Annotated in this window: 17 protein-coding genes and 2 tRNA genes; 15 read left to right on the top strand and 4 right to left on the bottom strand. The window is 41.2% G+C overall.

Annotated features, from left to right (window positions below):
- Positions 1 to 107 precede the first annotated feature (107 nt).
- From pabC to tmk, 3 genes are read left to right on the top strand one after another with little or no spacing between them, the layout of a single operon-like run.
- Complete coding sequence (pabC, locus tag B2727_RS02930) at positions 108 to 920, top strand: aminodeoxychorismate lyase (RefSeq protein WP_033133636.1); 813 nt, start codon at positions 108 to 110, stop codon at positions 918 to 920.
- A gap of 1 nt (position 921) precedes the next feature.
- Positions 922 to 2,001, top strand: coding sequence for an endolytic transglycosylase MltG (gene mltG, locus B2727_RS02925; RefSeq protein WP_005322091.1), 1,080 nt, complete (start codon positions 922 to 924; stop codon positions 1,999 to 2,001).
- Positions 2,001 to 2,600, top strand: coding sequence for a dTMP kinase (tmk, locus tag B2727_RS02920; protein ID WP_033133637.1), 600 nt, complete (start codon positions 2,001 to 2,003; stop codon positions 2,598 to 2,600). The genes mltG and tmk overlap by 1 nt, the downstream gene beginning before the upstream one ends.
- Positions 2,601 to 2,805: 205 nt before the next feature.
- On the opposite strand, the gene nadB is transcribed toward tmk, so the two are convergent.
- On the bottom strand, positions 2,806 to 4,443 hold the full coding sequence (gene nadB, locus B2727_RS02915) for an L-aspartate oxidase (RefSeq protein WP_171248658.1): 1,638 nt from the start codon (positions 4,441 to 4,443) through the stop codon (positions 2,806 to 2,808).
- Positions 4,444 to 4,815: 372 nt separating this feature from the next.
- Here nadB and B2727_RS02910 point away from each other — a divergent pair, with 372 nt between their 5' ends.
- The 12 genes from B2727_RS02910 to B2727_RS02855 all read left to right on the top strand — a co-directional run bounded on the left by B2727_RS02910 (position 4,816) and on the right by B2727_RS02855 (position 14,732).
- Positions 4,816 to 6,192, top strand: a complete 1,377-nt coding sequence (locus tag B2727_RS02910; protein WP_004805748.1) for a Do family serine endopeptidase — start codon at positions 4,816 to 4,818, stop codon at positions 6,190 to 6,192.
- Between the two features lie 121 nt (positions 6,193 to 6,313).
- On the top strand, positions 6,314 to 6,766 hold the full coding sequence (locus B2727_RS02905) for an acyl-CoA thioesterase (protein WP_033133639.1): 453 nt from the start codon (positions 6,314 to 6,316) through the stop codon (positions 6,764 to 6,766).
- A gap of 36 nt (positions 6,767 to 6,802) precedes the next feature.
- On the top strand, positions 6,803 to 7,333 hold the full coding sequence (locus B2727_RS02900; RefSeq protein WP_005322095.1) for a GNAT family N-acetyltransferase: 531 nt from the start codon (positions 6,803 to 6,805) through the stop codon (positions 7,331 to 7,333).
- A gap of 163 nt (positions 7,334 to 7,496) precedes the next feature.
- Positions 7,497 to 9,314, top strand: a complete 1,818-nt coding sequence (gene lepA, locus B2727_RS02895) for a translation elongation factor 4 (protein WP_005189899.1) — start codon at positions 7,497 to 7,499, stop codon at positions 9,312 to 9,314.
- A 73-nt stretch (positions 9,315 to 9,387) separates the two neighbouring features.
- On the top strand, positions 9,388 to 10,251 hold the full coding sequence (gene lepB / locus B2727_RS02890; protein ID WP_005322098.1) for a signal peptidase I: 864 nt from the start codon (positions 9,388 to 9,390) through the stop codon (positions 10,249 to 10,251).
- A 24-nt stretch (positions 10,252 to 10,275) separates the two neighbouring features.
- A complete protein-coding gene (locus B2727_RS02885; protein WP_004654518.1) occupies positions 10,276 to 10,653 on the top strand; it encodes a DUF4845 domain-containing protein in 378 nt (125 codons plus the stop codon).
- Entirely contained in the window at positions 10,622 to 11,317 is a 696-nt protein-coding gene (gene rnc / locus B2727_RS02880; protein WP_004805889.1) for a ribonuclease III, read from the top strand. Before B2727_RS02885 ends, rnc begins: the two co-directional genes overlap by 32 nt.
- Positions 11,318 to 11,321: 4 nt before the next feature.
- Entirely contained in the window at positions 11,322 to 12,347 is a 1,026-nt protein-coding gene (gene era, locus B2727_RS02875) for a GTPase Era (RefSeq protein ID WP_005189893.1), read from the top strand.
- A gap of 26 nt (positions 12,348 to 12,373) precedes the next feature.
- The gene (locus B2727_RS02870) at positions 12,374 to 12,571 is read left to right on the top strand and encodes an NF038104 family lipoprotein (protein ID WP_005204820.1); all 198 of its coding nucleotides are present in this window, start codon (positions 12,374 to 12,376) and stop codon (positions 12,569 to 12,571) included.
- A 9-nt stretch (positions 12,572 to 12,580) separates the two neighbouring features.
- Positions 12,581 to 13,288 carry a DNA repair protein RecO gene (gene recO, locus B2727_RS02865; protein ID WP_005189885.1) on the top strand — a complete coding sequence of 236 codons (708 nt, stop codon included), beginning with the start codon at positions 12,581 to 12,583 and terminating at the stop codon, positions 13,286 to 13,288.
- Between the two features lie 54 nt (positions 13,289 to 13,342).
- Positions 13,343 to 14,071, top strand: coding sequence for a pyridoxine 5'-phosphate synthase (pdxJ, locus tag B2727_RS02860; protein ID WP_005189881.1), 729 nt, complete (start codon positions 13,343 to 13,345; stop codon positions 14,069 to 14,071).
- 4 nt (positions 14,072 to 14,075) lie between these two features.
- On the top strand, positions 14,076 to 14,732 hold the full coding sequence (locus B2727_RS02855; protein WP_033133640.1) for a tRNA-(ms[2]io[6]A)-hydroxylase: 657 nt from the start codon (positions 14,076 to 14,078) through the stop codon (positions 14,730 to 14,732).
- 111 nt (positions 14,733 to 14,843) lie between these two features.
- On the opposite strand, the gene B2727_RS02850 is transcribed toward B2727_RS02855, so the two are convergent.
- From B2727_RS02850 to B2727_RS02840, 3 genes are all read right to left on the bottom strand, one after another.
- Positions 14,844 to 14,919 (bottom strand) — tRNA-Asn (locus B2727_RS02850).
- A 9-nt stretch (positions 14,920 to 14,928) separates the two neighbouring features.
- Positions 14,929 to 15,004: transfer RNA gene (locus B2727_RS02845), tRNA-Asn, on the bottom strand.
- A 142-nt stretch (positions 15,005 to 15,146) separates the two neighbouring features.
- Positions 15,147 to 16,373: a multifunctional CCA addition/repair protein gene (locus B2727_RS02840; RefSeq protein ID WP_033133641.1), complete on the bottom strand. Its 1,227-nt coding sequence runs from the start codon at positions 16,371 to 16,373 to the stop codon at positions 15,147 to 15,149.
- Between the last annotated feature and the right edge of the window lie 96 nt (positions 16,374 to 16,469).

Below are 16,469 nucleotides of genomic sequence, written 5' to 3'. Positions count from 1 at the left end.
TATATAAGTGATTTTTAATTTTAGATTTTAATTGTTATACTTATTTAAAATCAATAGCTTATTGGTTTTGGTGATGCTGGCTTATAAAGTGGAAAGGTATCTAGATTATGCAGTGTTATAAAAATGGACAATTAATTGATTCCATCCCTTTATTAGACCGAGCTTTTCATTATGGCGATGGCTGCTTTACCACAGCACGTATTTTTCACGGAATTTTTGAACTAAAAGAACTACACTTTGCACGTTTAAAATTGGCATGTCAGTCCTTACAGCTGGATGCAAATTTATCTTGTATAGAAAAGTCTCTTGTACAATTACAGCAGCAATATTCAAATCTCAATGGCACATTAAAAGTCGTGATTAGCCGTGGTGAAGGCGATCGTGGCTATAGTTTGCCATTACATGCGGCTGATGTGTATGTCTGGTATTACCCAAGAGTGACACAGGCTTTTCAGCCTGAGTGGATTGAAAGTGGCATGTTAAATCATGCTTTGGGTTTGAATATGCCGCATTTAGTGGGTTTAAAAACGCTGAATAGATTAGAACAGGTCTTACTCAAGCAAGAAGCTGATCAGCGTGGTTGGTTAGAAGCCCTTGTTAGTGATGTACAAGGTTATATTGTTGAAGGGGTAAGCAGTAATTGTTTTATTCGTATAAATGATCGATGGATTACGCCTGAACTTCGTTATAATGGCGTCCACGGTGTGATGAGAGCCAAAATCTTGTCGAGAATGCAGCAATATCAGATTGAATGTGAGCAGCGGTGTATCGATATGAATGAGATTGGCCATATCCAAAGTTTATTTTTTTGCAATGCGTTACATCCAATGAAAGCGGTTGTTCGATTTAATGATCAGGCCTTAGCGCAGCAACCCTATCTTGATTTATTTGAAACTTTAAAACTTAGCCAGATTGATTAATATGCCAAAGCCGCCAAATTCCAGCAAAAGTAAGAAAAAGCCCAAAGCGAAACCGAAATCTAGATTTTCTTTTTTTAAAGCCTTTTTGATCGCCATTGTTATTTTTGTATTGGCGATCTTTGGCATTGTATGGTCGAGTTTATTTAAAAATTACCCTGTAGACAGTAAAAAACAGCTTTTGGTGATTTCTTCTGGTGATACCTATTCACGCTTTATTGATCGTTTAGCCAAAGAAAATAAGGTGAATTTTCCAATAGTTTTAAAGCTGTATCAGAAGTTTATGATTCATGACACCATGAAAGCGGGCGTTTATGAAATTACAGAAGGCATGAGTATTCGTCAGGTGATGGATATGTTGTCTGATGCAGACAATGCACAGATGAACCGTATTTTAGTGATTGAAGGAACCACTTTTTCACAATTGATTCAGAGTTTAAGAAAAGACCCAAATGTCACCAATACTTTGCTTGATCTTCCGCACAGTGAATTATTAAAACAATTAAATATCTCATATACGCATCCAGAAGGCCTATTTGCGCCTGATACTTACTTCTTTGCCAAAGGCGAGACCGATAAAAAAATCTTAACCGATTTGTATCGCCGTCAAATGAAATCGCTGGATGAGGCTTGGGCCAAGAAAGCACCGAACTTACCGTATAAAGATAAGTATGAAGCGTTGATCATGGCTTCGATTATTGAGAAAGAAACTAGCCTTGATAGCGAGTTAGAACAAGTTTCAGGTGTATTTGTCCGTCGTTTGAAAATGGGTATGCGCTTACAAACAGATCCAACGGTGATTTATGGTATGGGCGATAACTATAAAGGCAATATCACCCGTAATGACCTGCGTACGCCAACGGCTTATAACACCTATACCATTAATGGTTTGCCACCAACGCCAATTGCTTTGCCAAGTAAGAAAGCAATTGAAGCAGCGATGCATCCTGATGATGCCAAAAATATTTACTTCGTTGCCACGGGCAATGGTGGGCATAAATTTACCGCGTCTTTAGAAGACCATAATCGTGCAGTGCAAGAATATTTAACTGTGCTACGTTCAAAGAAAAAGCAGGGCGAATAATGTTTATTAGTTTTGAAGGGACGGAAGGTGTAGGAAAAACTACGCTGATTCGTAAAATTCATCAGTACTTTGAACAGCAAGGTAAAGAAGTGGTGTTGACCCGTGAACCAGGTGGAACACCATTGGCGGAACAGATTCGCTCCTTATTATTGGCGGTGAATCATGAAGAGCAAATGAGTCATGATACCGAGCTGTTATTAATTTATGCAGCGCGTGCACAGCATTTACAGCAAGTGATTTTACCTGCATTAGAGGCGGGTAAGATTGTGTTGAGTGATCGTTTTACCGATGCCAGCTTTGCTTATCAGTGTTCTGGACGTGGTTTAAGTCAGGAAAAGTTGCAACTGTTAAATCAAACCTTTGTGGCGAAAATGCCGAATATCACCTTTTGGCTGGATGCCCCAATTGAATTGGGCATGACCCGTGCGCGAGAGCGTGGTGCATTGGATCGTTTTGAGCAGGAGAAATTAAGTTTCTTTGCTAAGGTGCGTGCAGGTTATGAGACCTTATGGCAAGCAGAACCTGAACGGATGAAGCGTTTGGATGCAACACAGAATGCAGATGTTGTGTTTGAAGAGGCGCTGCAATATTTGAAATGAAAGCAGCTATATACTCAATCTGCATCATCTAAAAAGTTTGTGTGATGCTTTGGCTTTATTTCTTATGCCTTACTTTTCAGGGATGAAAAGTAACAAAAATCCTTTGTTGAGCTGACGGTACATCCTTGATACCGCAGCTCAACGGGCGACATCCCTGTCGCTTACCGCGATAGTAAATATTAACTAAGAGTCTTCTTTGAAAGTATCACTCATTCACCAACGGCTGTTCCACTTTAAAATTAGGTGGTGTTAACACTGTTTTACGAATCTCATTTGAAAGTTCAGGATAATCTAGCGTGTAATGTAAACCACGTGATTCCTTACGTTCCATTGCACAACGTACAATCATTTCCGAAACTAGAACTAGATTACGCAATTCAATTAGATTCTTACTGACACGATAATCCTGATAATACTCAGTGATTTCACGTTTCAACATTTCAATACGGTGCAAGGCACGTTGTAAGCGTTTGGTGGTACGGACAATACCCACATAGTTCCACATGGTAGAACGAAGCTCATCCCAGTTTTGCAGGATTACCACATCTTCATCTGCATCTGTAACTTGCGTTTCATCCCATGTTGGAACATCAGGGAATTGAAACTCAGCATCAAATTTCTGTTCGATATCTTCTGCTGCACTCATGCCATAAACGAAACATTCAAGTAGTGAGTTACTCGCCATACGATTAGCGCCGTGTAGACCTGTATAAGAGGTCTCACCAATGGCATATAAACCGTCTAAATCAGTTTGGCTATGTTCATCTACCACCACGCCGCCGCAGGTGTAATGTGCTGCTGGAACAACAGGGATCATATCTTTAGTGATATCAATGCCGAGTTCAAGTAAGCGCGCATATAGTGTCGGGAAGTGTTCAGTAATAAATTCGGGTGATTTATGGGTGATGTCTAACCAGACATGACGAATACCTAAACGTTTGATTTCGTGGTCGATGGTACGTGCCACAATGTCACGTGGAGCAAGTTCAGCGCGTTCATCAAAACGCAGCATAAAACGTTCGCCATCTGGTAAGCGTAAATAAGCACCTTCACCACGCATCGCTTCGGTGATCAAGAACGAACGCGCTTTCGGATGATATAAACAGGTTGGATGGAATTGGTTAAATTCCATATTCGCCACGCGACAACCTGCACGATAAGCCATGGCAATACCATCACCTGTGGCAATATCAGGGTTTGAAGTATATAGATACGCTTTCATTGCACCGCCACAAGCCAGTGCAGTAAATGGCGCGAGGAAAGTATGCACCTGTTCATTAGCTTCATCTAAAGCATAAAGACCAATTGAACGATTGGCTTGGTTTTGATGCCCAAGCTTGTGTAGGGTAATCAGATCAATCGCAATATAATTTTCAAAAATCGTAATATTTTCTCGTTCTTTCGCACGTTCAACCAAGGTGGTTGAAATGGCTTTGCCGGTTGCATCGGCAGAGTGAATGATACGACGTTGTGAATGACCACCTTCGCGGGTAAGGTGCAATTGTTCGTCATCATCTAGCGTAAATTGCACGCCTTGTTTGAGCAGGAAATCAACGGAAGGTTTGCCACCTTCGACGGTATGTTTGACGGCATCTAATTCACAAAGATGACCACCTGCAATCATAGTGTCATTAATATGTTGTTGAATAGAATCTGTTTCATCTAATACTGCAGCAACACCGCCTTGCGCATAGAAGGTACTGGCTTCCGTCAGCGCCGCCTTAGCTAAAATTGCAATGTTGTAATGACTTGGTAAAGAGAGTGCAAGACTTAAACCTGCACCGCCACTGCCCACAATAATCACATCAAAATGGTGAATTGTTTTTAAATCAGGCATGTCAATCTGCTTCAGTTTTAAACGTTTGCTAATGACACCGCTTTTTTATCAAAAAGGCAAGGGCCAATCTGCCTAGAATTGAGTGAATTTTTAGCGAATGAGATTTATTTGCCGATTATTTTTTGCTTAATCTATATGGATGAGAAAATGATTACGTTTCAGTACATTGTTTTAATCTATCGTTAAGCTGTTCAGGATAAAACCATTTCTATCGGGTAAATTATGGTGTGTTTCTCCATAGTTTATTCACATTTCATCATTCTAGATCGTTGTATGCATTGAAAATATAAACATATTTTTACGAAAAGAATGATGGGTGTGTGCTAGAAATATAGACCTAAATTTCATTTTAATTATCAGTATGTAGGTTCTTGCTTCATGAAAAGTCGCTATTTACAACAAGGAATGTATGCTGCGGTATTTACGATAGCAGCATCTCAAGTCAATGCTGCATCGCCAGTAGATTTTTCAAATCTCGTTGAGCAGGTCAGTCCTGCGGTTGTGAGTGTCAATGTTGTTAAGAAAATGACTCAGGAAGAGTTATTACAGCAACAAGTCCCAGAAATTCTACGTCGTTTTTTTGGTAACCAAGTGATTATCCCTCAACAGCAGGGACCTCAAGAAAAAACGGCATATGGTAGTGCCTTCTTTATCGGGAAAGATGGCTACTTACTCACGAACCGTCATGTAATTGCAGATGCTTCACGTATCAGTATTACCTTAAATGATCGTCGTGAATTGGATGCGACACTTGTAGGAAGTGATGAGCGTACCGATATTGCATTGCTTAAAGTGAATGGCAATAATTTTCCAGAATTAAGAATTGGTAATGTAGACCAACTCCGAGTTGGCGAACCTGTACTCGCAATTGGTTCGCCATTTGGTTTTGATTATTCGGCTTCGGCAGGGATCGTCAGTGCAAAATCAAGAAATATGAGTGGAGAAACTTCGGTTCCATTTATTCAAACTGATGCGGCTTTAAACCCAGGTAACTCAGGTGGTCCATTGTTTAACCAGCGTGGTGAAGTAGTGGGAGTCAACTCACGTATCTTTAGTGGTACGGGTGGTTATATGGGCTTATCATTCTCGATCCCAATTGATGTGGCGATGGATGTCGTACAACAATTGAAAACAACTGGTAAAGTCACCCGTTCTTATCTTGGTATTATGATGCAGGATATTGATCGTAACTTGGCAGAAGCCTATAAGTTACCGAAGCCAGAAGGCTCGTTGATTACTCAGGTTGCGCCAAAGTCCCCAGCTGAAAAAGCAGGTCTAAAATCTGGTGATGTGATTTTAAAAGCCAATGGTGCGCCAATTTCGCGTACTAGCGATTTGCTTTATTCACTCAACCGTATCGCGCCGAACCAAACTGTTCAACTGGAAATTCTACGTGATGATAAAACACGTACAATTTCAGCAACATTGGGCACTGCACCAGATGACACTGCTGCTGATGCTGAGAAAAATAACCCAACCAGTGGTTTAGGCATGAGTATCCGTGATCTAACGGCAGCTGAGCAAGCGCGTTTAGATGTGCGTGGTGGTATCTTGATACAAGATGTGAAGCGTGGTGGTACTGCGTCGTTATCAAATCTGGTTGCGGGTGATGTGATAGTACAGGTGAATGGTACAGCGATTACCAATAGCCAACAGTTTGCAAAAACTGTTTCTGCCTTACCAAAAAATAGTGTTGCGCGTGTAACGATTATTCGCCAAGGTCAACGTGCAATCCTTGGATTACGTTTACCTTAATGATGGCATGAAGGTTATGTTGCTAAAACCACTCTAGATTAGGGTGGTTTTTATTTTGAAATACTTTCGTGTTTAGACTAGTGTAGCTAGCGGCACATTGTTTGATGAAGTATACAAAATTATGAGTACGATTTTTGATTTAAAAATACAAGTCCAGCCCAAGCATATCGATGTATTGGGTCATGTGAACAATGTGATGTACATCCAGTGGATGCAAGACGTTGCTTCAGCGCACATCGAAGCATTGGGTTTAGGTTTGGCACAATATTTAGAACTGAAACACGCTATGGTCGCGGTTGAACATCATGTTCAATACCGTAAGGCTGCACTGGAAGGCGAAGAAGTCATTTTGCGGACATGGCTAGATGATATTAATGCACTTTACTCGTTCCGTCAGTACGCCTTCTATCGACCTAAAGATCAGAGTATTTTATTTGTTGGCAATACCAAATGGGCGTGTATAGAAATTGATTCAGGGCGACCAAAGCGAATGTCACCAAGCTTTACCCAAGCGTATCAGCCAATTGCAACCAGTTTAAATCCAATGGACTTTAGTGTGACCTATTTTGAATAGAAAGCATTAAGTTTCGACCAGATGAGAGAGTATTTGATGCAACCATTGAAGACTTTAGCAACAGAACGTTTGATTTTAAATAGCCTACATTTAGATGATACTGCATTCGTTCTCGATATGTTTTCAAATGCTCAAGTACTCGAATTTTATGATTTAGATGCTTTCTCTGAGATTGAACAGGCGGAAGCGCTGATTCATCGAATGCATCATCGTTATTGTTCAGCATCGGGCTTTCGTTATGCGATACGTTTAAAGACCGGCGAAATGATAGGTGGTTGTGGTGTTAATCGTATTGTTGAGGAGGAGGGTGATCATCGTGCGATTATTGGTTATGACTTACATCCGAACTATTGGGGAAATGGTTATATGCTTGAGGCGATTACAGCGATGTTAAATTTGATTCGAACCGAGTTGTTGTTTGATCGAAAAATTCGCCATGTAGATGCACAAGTCATGCAGCAAAACCTTAAATCACAACGACTGTTACAGAAATTAGAATTTCATCAAATTCAACCTGTGGTCGAAATGGGGCGAACTTTCTTACAATTCCGATTGTCGTTATTTTGATATTGAGCTATTTGGGCCTAATGCTATACCGCATAAAACGTCTAGGCATAAATTTCTTTCGTCTTCATACCGAGCTTCTGTTATAATCGCGGGCAATTTTATTAAACCATTTGGCTCACTACTTTTTGAAAGTATAGGGCGTTCTATTTTGTTAAGGTAACCCATGGCGCAAGCTAAAAAATCCGTAGATATCAAAAATATACGCAATTTCTCGATCATTGCTCATATTGACCATGGTAAGTCGACTTTGGCGGACCGTTTTATTCAAATGTGCGGCGGTTTACAAGATCGTGAGATGCAAGCTCAAGTATTAGACTCTATGGAGCTTGAGCGTGAGCGTGGGATTACCATTAAAGCTGCATCGGTAACCTTGTATTACACACATCCAAATGGTCAAGAATATCAATTGAACTTCATTGATACTCCAGGGCACGTTGACTTTTCTTATGAGGTATCGCGCTCTCTAGCTGCCTGTGAAGGTGCGCTGTTGGTGGTTGATGCTGCTCAAGGTGTAGAAGCGCAGTCAGTTGCAAACTGTTATACCGCGATTGAGCAGGGCTTAGAAGTTTTACCAATCTTGAACAAGATTGATTTACCTCAAGCAGAGCCTGAGCGTGTCATTCACGAGATTGAAGAAATTATCGGGATTGAAGCGACAGATGCACCAACCTGTTCAGCAAAAACTGGTTTAGGTGTTGAAGGTGTTCTAGAGCGTTTGGTCGATGTGATTCCTGCGCCAGAAGGTGATCGTGATGCACCGTTACAAGCATTGATTATCGACTCATGGTTCGATAACTACCTTGGTGTGGTATCGCTTGTTCGTATTAAACAAGGTCGTATCCGCAAGGGCGACAAGATGTTGGTGAAATCAACTGGCCAAACACATCCTGTGACTTCAGTTGGTGTGTTCAATCCAAAGCATACCGAAACTGACATCCTCGAAGCAGGTGAAGTTGGTTTCGTTATTGCAGGGATTAAAGACATTTTTGGTGCGCCAGTTGGTGATACCATTACGCTTTCTAACACACCTGATGTTGCGACTTTACCAGGTTTTAAAAAGGTTAAACCACAGGTCTATGCAGGTCTGTTCCCGATTGATTCAAGTGACTTTGAACCATTCCGTGAAGCGCTGCAAAAACTACAGATCAATGACTCTGCTTTATTCTTTGAGCCTGAGAGTTCGGATGCGTTAGGCTTTGGTTTCCGTTGTGGCTTCTTAGGTATGCTGCACATGGAAATCGTGCAAGAGCGTTTAGAGCGTGAGTATGATCTTGATTTGATCAGTTCTGCACCGACTGTTATTTACGAAGCATTAACCAAGAAAGGCGATATCATTTATATCGACAGCCCTTCAAAAATGCCAGATGGCTCAACAGTTGAAGATTTACGTGAACCGATTGCTGAATGTCATATCCTTGTACCGCAAGAGTATTTAGGCAATGTCATGACTTTATGTATCGAACGTCGTGGTATTCAAAAAGATATGAAATTCTTGGGTAACCAAGTATCAATCACGTTTGAAATTCCAATGGCTGAAGTGGTCATGGATTTCTTTGATAAATTAAAATCATGTTCGCGTGGTTTTGCTTCACTGGATTATAACTTCGTTCGTTTCGAGAGTTCAGCGCTGGTTAAGGTTGATGTTCTAATTAATAGCGAAAAGGTTGATGCCTTGGCAATGATTTGTCACCGTCAAGATGCACGTCATCGTGGTATTGCATTGGTTGAGAAGATGAAAGATCTGATTCCTCGCCAAATGTATGATGTTGCGATTCAAGCTGCGATTGGTGCGCAAATCATTGCACGTTCTACCGTAAAAGCGATGCGTAAAAACGTATTGGCAAAATGTTATGGTGGTGACGTTTCGCGTAAGAAGAAACTTCTTTCGAAACAAAAAGAAGGTAAGAAACGTATGAAGCAAGTGGGAAGTGTTGAGATTCCACAAGAAGCGTTCTTAGCTGTATTGAAAGTTGATCGATAAAAAAGATCAGGCTGGGGGAGCATGCCGCTTTACCCAGTCGAATGACGGGCAGTGAAACTGCAAGAGAGGGTTTGTGGATTTTGATTTTAACTTGATTCTGGTACCAGCAACACTAATTTTCTTTTTAGTGTGGTTACTGGATAAGTTGGTATTGAAACAGCGTGCAACACGTGGGCGTAATCAAGAGAACTTTGTCATTACTTGGGCATATGACTTTTGGCCTGTGTTGGCTGTTGTGCTGGTGCTACGTTCTTTCTTATATGAACCATTTAATATTCCATCAGATTCTATGGTTCCGACCTTAGAAACAGGTGATTTTATCTTGGTGAATAAGTTTGATTATGGTGTACGTTTACCAATCGTAAATACTAAAATCATTGATGTCGGTGAGCCAAAACGGGGTGAAGTGATTGTATTCCGTTATCCGCCACAACCAACCATTAGCTATATTAAACGTGTCGTTGGTGTACCAGGTGACCATGTTCAATTTAGAAATGGTCAATTAATGATTAATGGCCAGCAAGTTGCAAAGGTAGAGACTCAATACTCGCGTGAGAAAGATCAGCAAGATACGCCTACAGCGCTTTATTTCAAAGAAACTTTAGGTGAACATCAGCATTTAATCCGCTACTTGGAAGGACGCAATCCGCTTGTTGAACAATTCCAGTTTGCACAATTGAGAGGTGCTGAAGCTTTGGTGCCATTTGTCGCAAAAGAGAATGATGTATTTATCCAAAGTAACGGTCAAGATTGGGAAGTAACAGTGCCAAAGGGACAATACTTCGCAATGGGTGATAACCGCGATCAAAGTGCAGATAGTCGTTTTTGGGGCTTTGTACCTGAAGCGAACCTAACAGGTCGTGCTTTTTATGTATGGATGCATAAAGAACCTGGTTTTAATCTTCCAAGTTTCAACCGAAATGGTAAGATTGACTAATAAAAATATATAGGAAATAGACAGATGCGTAAATCTCAACAAGGGACTTCGTATATTGCAATTTTATTTGGGGTAGTCTTATTTGCAGTTGCTGTGAAAGCAGCAATTGCGATTTGGCCAGCATACTGGGATGACAAACTGATTAATACTCAAATTGAGGGGCTATTAAAAGATAGTCCTGCAAATATTACACCGAGTAAGTTTGCATCTCAGATGGATCAACGTTTTGATATGAACGGGATTCGCGATCTACATTTTAAAGATATTGCGCAAGTGACTTATAAAGATGATCTTGTGGTGATGAAGAAGTATGAAATACGTAAGCCTTTCATGCTGAATATCAGTTTAGTGATGACCTTTGAGAAGACTTTTGACCAAAAATCTGCAAAACAAGCTCAATGATACACGGCTGCAAGGGCGAATAGGTCACCAGTTTAAACAGTTTGACTTGTTAAAACTGGCTTTGACCCATCGCTCGGTCAGCCATAAACATAATTATGAACGCCTAGAATTTCTAGGCGATGCATTATTAGGGATGATCGTTGCAAATTATTTGTACAATGCCTATCCCCTAGAAAATGAAGGTCGCTTAACACGTATGCGTGCGACTTTGGTTCGACAGGAAGCATTGGGGAAAATTGCAAATGACTTACAATTGAGTCGGTCATTAATTTTAAGCACAGGCGAGTTAAAATCGGGTGGACATCACCGTGAATCGATTTTGGCTGATACGGTTGAAGCCATTATTGGTGCTATTTATTTAGACAGTAATGATCTCAACTTGCTCGAGCGCATTGTGTTAAAATGGTATGAACCATATCTTGATCATATCGAACCGACAGATCAACTGAAAGACCCTAAATCACGTTTGCAAGAGTATTTACAAGCACGTAAAAAACCTCTCCCAGTTTACGAGGTTGTAGATATTCAGGGCGATGCCCCGAATCAACATTTCAAAGTGGAATGTGATGTAGCGGGATTGCCAAAAATTATAGGCGAGGGCTCAAGTCGTCGTTTTGCCGAACAAACGGCAGCGGCAGAGATTTTAAAATTATTGGAGCAATAACCTGATGTCTCATTCAGAAGAAAATAAGCCAGAAGCAACTGAACAGCAAGATGGCAATAATGTAGTTGATCAATTTTTTAGTTCTCAAGGAAGCACAATTCCTTCAGATTTCAAAAGCGGTTTTGTTGCGATCGTTGGCCGTCCAAACGTGGGCAAGTCAACTTTGATGAACCATATCTTGGGTCAGAAGCTATCCATTACCTCACGTAAGCCACAAACCACACGTCATAAGATCGTGGGGATTGATTCACGTGAGAAATCACAGGCAGTATTCGTAGATACTCCTGGGATGCATAAAAAAGAAGTACGTGCCATCAATAAGATGATGAACCGTGCTGCTCACTCAGCATTGCGCGATGTGAACTTGGTTTTATTTGTGGTTGATGCACAAAAGTGGACTCAAAACGATGAATTGGTTTTGGAAAAGCTTAAAAATGCAGATATGCCTGTGATCCTTGTGATCAATAAGCTAGATACCTTCGAAAATAAAAATGAAGCTTTGCCGCTGATTCGAGAGCGTGCCAAGTTAATGAACTTTGCTGAGATTGTTCCAGTATCAGCGTTGCGTGGTGCGAACCTAGATCATTTACGTGACACGATTGAGAAGTATCTGCCGTATCAACCACCTTTGTATTCATTAGATCAGATTACCGATCGTTCTGAACGTTTCCTTGCGAGTGAAATCATTCGTGAGAAAATTATGCGTCAGTTGGGTGAAGAGCTTCCGTACGATTTAACGGTTCAGATTGAATCATTTAAAACTGAAGAAGCGGCTGTAAACGAAAAAACAGGCCGTTTAAAGCCACCTTGTACCTATATTGATGCGACCATCTTTGTGGAACGTCAAGGCCAAAAAGCCATTGTAATTGGCGACAAAGGAGCGAAGCTGAAAAGTATCGGTATGGATGCACGTGCAGACATGGAAAAGATGTTTGAACAAAAAATCATGTTGACACTTTGGGTGAAAGTCAAAGGTGGCTGGTCTGATGATGAACGTGCACTAAAAAGCTTAGGTTATAGCGATATTTAACTGTCTTGTTGACAATGGAAACAGGTATGAAAATAACAATCCGTGTACTCGCAATCGTGACGTGTGTATTCATGTTGCAGGGCTGTATTCATAAGCTTGTAACTGTACCTGTGAAAGTTGCCTATAAGACCACTAAAGGTGTTGTTAAAGGGACGGCTGCGGTTGTAGGTGCAGTCATTCCTGATGGCGATGATGAAGAAAAGGATGAGAAAAAGAAGGACTAGTATCGTTCTATGATGCGTAATGAAGTCCTGCATGGCTATTTGATTCATCATCGTAAATATCGTGAAAAAAGCCATATTGTGCATTTATTTACACAAGAATATGGTCGGGTGGATGGGATTCTTAGGCAGATCCCACCGCCGCAATACCAACCTATTCGTCTGCAAGCTTCTGGTAAGTCGGAACTTAAAAATTTCACAAAATTAGAAATCCTGAATCAACCTGTGTTCTTTCATGGTGATGCATTTTTTGCCGGTTTTTATTTAAATGAAATTCTATTGCGACTGTGTCCTTTAGAAGAGATGATGCCGCAAACATTCGAACAATATCAGTTGATTCTCGCGCTGTTACAGCAATTGGCTACACATGAGCAAGCGGCTTTGTTTCTTCGACAAATTTTACGTCAATTTGAGCATGTATTATTACCTGAACTTGGTTATGCCATTGATTTCTCAGTAGATGCGAGCCAAAAAGACATTCAGGTCACTCAGCACTATCAATTTCAGCTCAATGATGGCTTTTTACCAGTTTCACAAGCTTCGCGTTCAACACTTGATGGTGCATTGATTACCTCCATGCAAAGTTACGAAGATGGGCAGGATTTTTCTCACGAACAGCTGCAATTATTGGGTAAACTATACCGTCAAATGATTAGCTCTTTGCTGGGTGATCGGCCGCTGAAAAGCAGGCAACTTTGGATTCAAAGTACACAAAATTGATATTCCTGATGTATTGAAAATAATGATTCAGGGCTAAACCGATAGGATATTTTTATGGCTGCAATCTTGGGTGTAAACATTGATCATGTTGCGACATTAAGGCAAGCACGTGGTACAACTTACCCTGATCCAGTTCAGGCGGCTTTGGTCTGTGAACAGGCAGGTGCTGAGGGGATTACTTTGCACTTGCGTGAAGATCGCCGCCATATACAAGATGATGATGTACGTCGCATGCGTCCATTGTTAAAAACACGTATGAATCTTGAATTGGCTGTGACTGATGAAATGGTTGCATTTGCCAAAGAGATTCAGCCGCAACATGTGTGCTTTGTACCTGAACGTCGTCAAGAAGTGACAACCGAAGGTGGCTTGGATGTGGTTGGTCATTTTGAAAAAGTCAAAGCGGCGACCCAAGCACTCAAAGCTATTGGCAGTGATGTGTCTTTGTTTATTGATGCAGATTTAGCTCAAATTGATGCTGCTGTCGCATGTGGTGCACCAACCATTGAGATCCATACGGGTGCTTATGCAGATGCGGAAACGGATGAGCAACAACAAGCTGAATTAGCTCGTATTATCAAAGGTGCTGAATATGCAGCGGCAAAAGGTTTGGTTGTGAATGCAGGGCATGGTTTGAATCTGGATAACGTTGCAGCGATTGCAGCAATTCCACAAATTCATGAATTAAACATCGGGCATTCAATTATTGCCGATAGTGTATTTGTTGGTTTGGCTCAAGCAGTAACAGATATGAAAGCAGCGATTCAGGCTGCTGCGAGATAAGTTGATGAGTAGTGTAAATTATGATGAGTTGATGCAACCTGTCATCGCTTTTTTGGGTTGTGCGACTCCTCAGGCGTGGTTGGATGAAGCCATTAATAATCTGGACATCTTAATGCAAGACCATGCTAACTGTGAGAAAAAAGCAGCGAGTACAGCAATGAACTTGATGTTCCGCTATAGTTTCTTTACGGACCTGCAAGTGAAATTGGCGCAATTGGTGCGTGAAGAAATGCTGCATTATGAGCAGGTTTTGGAATTCATGAACAAACGTGGCCAAGAGTGGAAGGGCTTAAGCGCAGGGCGCTATGCAGGTGGGTTACGTAAAGAAATCCGTACTTATGAGCCTGAGGCTCTAATTGATGTGATGATTATTGGTGCATTTGTCGAAGCACGCTCGTGTGAACGTTTCTATGCGCTAGCACCGATTGTGGATGATGAATTGGGGCGTTACTACCGCTACTTGCTTAAGTCTGAATCTCGTCATTTTGAGGACTATCTGGCTTTAGCTTTGGATGTTGCAAAAACAGCGAAGCTTAAAGATCCAGAAGAGACGATCCAGCAACGCATCGAGCATATTCGTGAAGTGGAAAAAAATCTGATTTTAAGCCCAGATGATACATTCCGTTTTCATAGTGGTGTGCCAGCAGAAGTTGCCGCTTAATCTAAATTATAAGTGAAAAGGCCTGTGTTCATCACGGGTCTTTTTTTATTGGGTATTCTTTTAAATAGTATAAAAAAAGCCCCGATCAATGATCAGGGCTTTTTAGAATCTTGGCTCTCCCACCTGGGCTCGAACCAGGGACCTGCGGATTAACAGTCCGTCGCTCTACCGACTGAGCTATGGGAGATTAGTAGATTGGCTCTCCAACCTGGGCTCGAACCAGGGACCTGCGGATTAACAGTCCGTCGCTCTACCGACTGAGCTATTGGAGAATCTGATGCGCATTTTAGGCATGAAAAGCAGATGCGTCAACAACAATAGTAAATAAAATTAATCGTTTGCTTGATTAATAATCTTTTTGGCATATAGATAAGCGAATCTGTACAAAAAAGACTTAATTTACTTAAAAATTAATCAGTTATTGTGCAACTCTTTAAACTTAGCTAGTGCTTCAATGCGATACTGAATCAGCATTTCACCAATTTCTGGACCAGTCACATGTTCAGGTAAATCTTGCGCACGAATATTTCTGACAATTTGCATCGCATCTAACATGTATTGCGCTTGTGGGTACGGGCGTTGCTCTAAGCCTAAACGACCTTTGGCATCACACTCACAGGCCTGAACAAAAGCTTCCACTTTTTCAGGTCGACGCAATACATCTAAGCGTTGTAAAAGACGCCATAAAGTGCCTGGTTTCAGATTCTTGACTTGATGGCACTTCAAATGTTCTTTACACACAATTAAAGCTAAGCTTTTTAAATGGGTGGGTACTCTTAAACGATCACACAGATCCGTTACAGGCTGAAGACCACGTTCTTCATGCATGATATGGCGTGGTAGTTCGTCCACAGGGGTGAGTGCCTTGCCAAGATCATGCACAAGCACAGCAAAACGCACATCAAGCGCATATTTTGCTAAACAGGCTTGTTTAAGCGCCATGAGGGTGTGAATACCACAATCAATCTCAGGATGGTATTCAGGACGTTGTGGTACACCAAATAACGCATCAATCTCTGGAAACAAGATTTTTAAGGCATCACACGCTTTGAGTGTTTGGAAATATACATCAGCATGATCTTCCAGCAATGCACGTGAAGTTTCTTTCCAGACACGTTCAGGCGTTAATGCATCAAGCTCACCAGATTTGGCAATTTCCTGCATTAATTCTAGGGTTTCATCTGCGATTTTAAAGCCATAGCTCGCATAACGAGCAGCAAAACGCGCTACACGAAGTACGCGCAGAGGATCTTCGGTAAATGCATCTGAAACATGGCGTAGAATTTTTTGATCTAAATCGTCCTGCCCACCATAGGGGTCATAGATGGTACCTGCATCATCCATTGCCATTGCGTTAATGGTTAAATCACGACGAATGAGATCTTCTTCTAACTTAACTGTAGTGTCGGTAAAAAATTGAAACCCGTGATAACCCACACCAGATTTACGTTCAGTACGTGCAAGTGCATATTCTTCTTTTGTTATTGGATGTAGAAATACCGGGAAATCTTTTCCCACGGGTTGATAGCCTTCGGCGAGTAATTGCTCGGGCGTTGCTCCAACCACCACATAATCTTTTTCGTGATAGGGATGGCCGAGTAAATGATCTCGGACAGCACCGCCTACTAAATAAACTTGCATGAAAAAACCTCTATTCTTCACACAATCATGCTACAGAATAGAGGTTTTCTCAAGGGTTAAGCGAAGCTTTTCAAGAAAAGCAGGGCTTAAGTGAAC

This window comes from Acinetobacter sp. UBA991, assembly GCF_002292065.1.
GTDB classification, from domain to species: Bacteria; Pseudomonadota; Gammaproteobacteria; order Pseudomonadales; family Moraxellaceae; genus Acinetobacter; species Acinetobacter higginsii.
The sequence above is the reverse complement of the archived record's forward strand: the minus strand, read 5'-3'. Positions and strand labels throughout refer to the sequence as shown.

What these genes read in the sequence shown, in the direction of transcription:
- tmk (WP_033133637.1), top strand. Translation starts at nt 2,001, where the DNA reads ATGTTTATTAGTTTTGAAGGGACGGAAGGTGTAGGAAAAACTACGCTG.
- B2727_RS02900 (WP_005322095.1), top strand. Translation starts at nt 6,803, where the DNA reads ATGCAACCATTGAAGACTTTAGCAACAGAACGTTTGATTTTAAATAGC.
- B2727_RS02855 (WP_033133640.1), top strand. Translation starts at nt 14,076, where the DNA reads ATGAGTAGTGTAAATTATGATGAGTTGATGCAACCTGTCATCGCTTTT.
- B2727_RS02870 (WP_005204820.1), top strand. Translation starts at nt 12,374, where the DNA reads ATGAAAATAACAATCCGTGTACTCGCAATCGTGACGTGTGTATTCATG.
- B2727_RS02905 (WP_033133639.1), top strand. Translation starts at nt 6,314, where the DNA reads ATGAGTACGATTTTTGATTTAAAAATACAAGTCCAGCCCAAGCATATC.
- lepA (WP_005189899.1), top strand. Translation starts at nt 7,497, where the DNA reads ATGGCGCAAGCTAAAAAATCCGTAGATATCAAAAATATACGCAATTTC.
- B2727_RS02885 (WP_004654518.1), top strand. Translation starts at nt 10,276, where the DNA reads ATGCGTAAATCTCAACAAGGGACTTCGTATATTGCAATTTTATTTGGG.
- pabC (WP_033133636.1), top strand. Translation starts at nt 108, where the DNA reads ATGCAGTGTTATAAAAATGGACAATTAATTGATTCCATCCCTTTATTA.
- pdxJ (WP_005189881.1), top strand. Translation starts at nt 13,343, where the DNA reads ATGGCTGCAATCTTGGGTGTAAACATTGATCATGTTGCGACATTAAGG.
- B2727_RS02910 (WP_004805748.1), top strand. Translation starts at nt 4,816, where the DNA reads ATGAAAAGTCGCTATTTACAACAAGGAATGTATGCTGCGGTATTTACG.
- B2727_RS02840 (WP_033133641.1), bottom strand. Translation starts at nt 16,373, where the DNA reads ATGCAAGTTTATTTAGTAGGCGGTGCTGTCCGAGATCATTTACTCGGC.
- era (WP_005189893.1), top strand. Translation starts at nt 11,322, where the DNA reads ATGTCTCATTCAGAAGAAAATAAGCCAGAAGCAACTGAACAGCAAGAT.
- mltG (WP_005322091.1), top strand. Translation starts at nt 922, where the DNA reads ATGCCAAAGCCGCCAAATTCCAGCAAAAGTAAGAAAAAGCCCAAAGCG.
- recO (WP_005189885.1), top strand. Translation starts at nt 12,581, where the DNA reads ATGATGCGTAATGAAGTCCTGCATGGCTATTTGATTCATCATCGTAAA.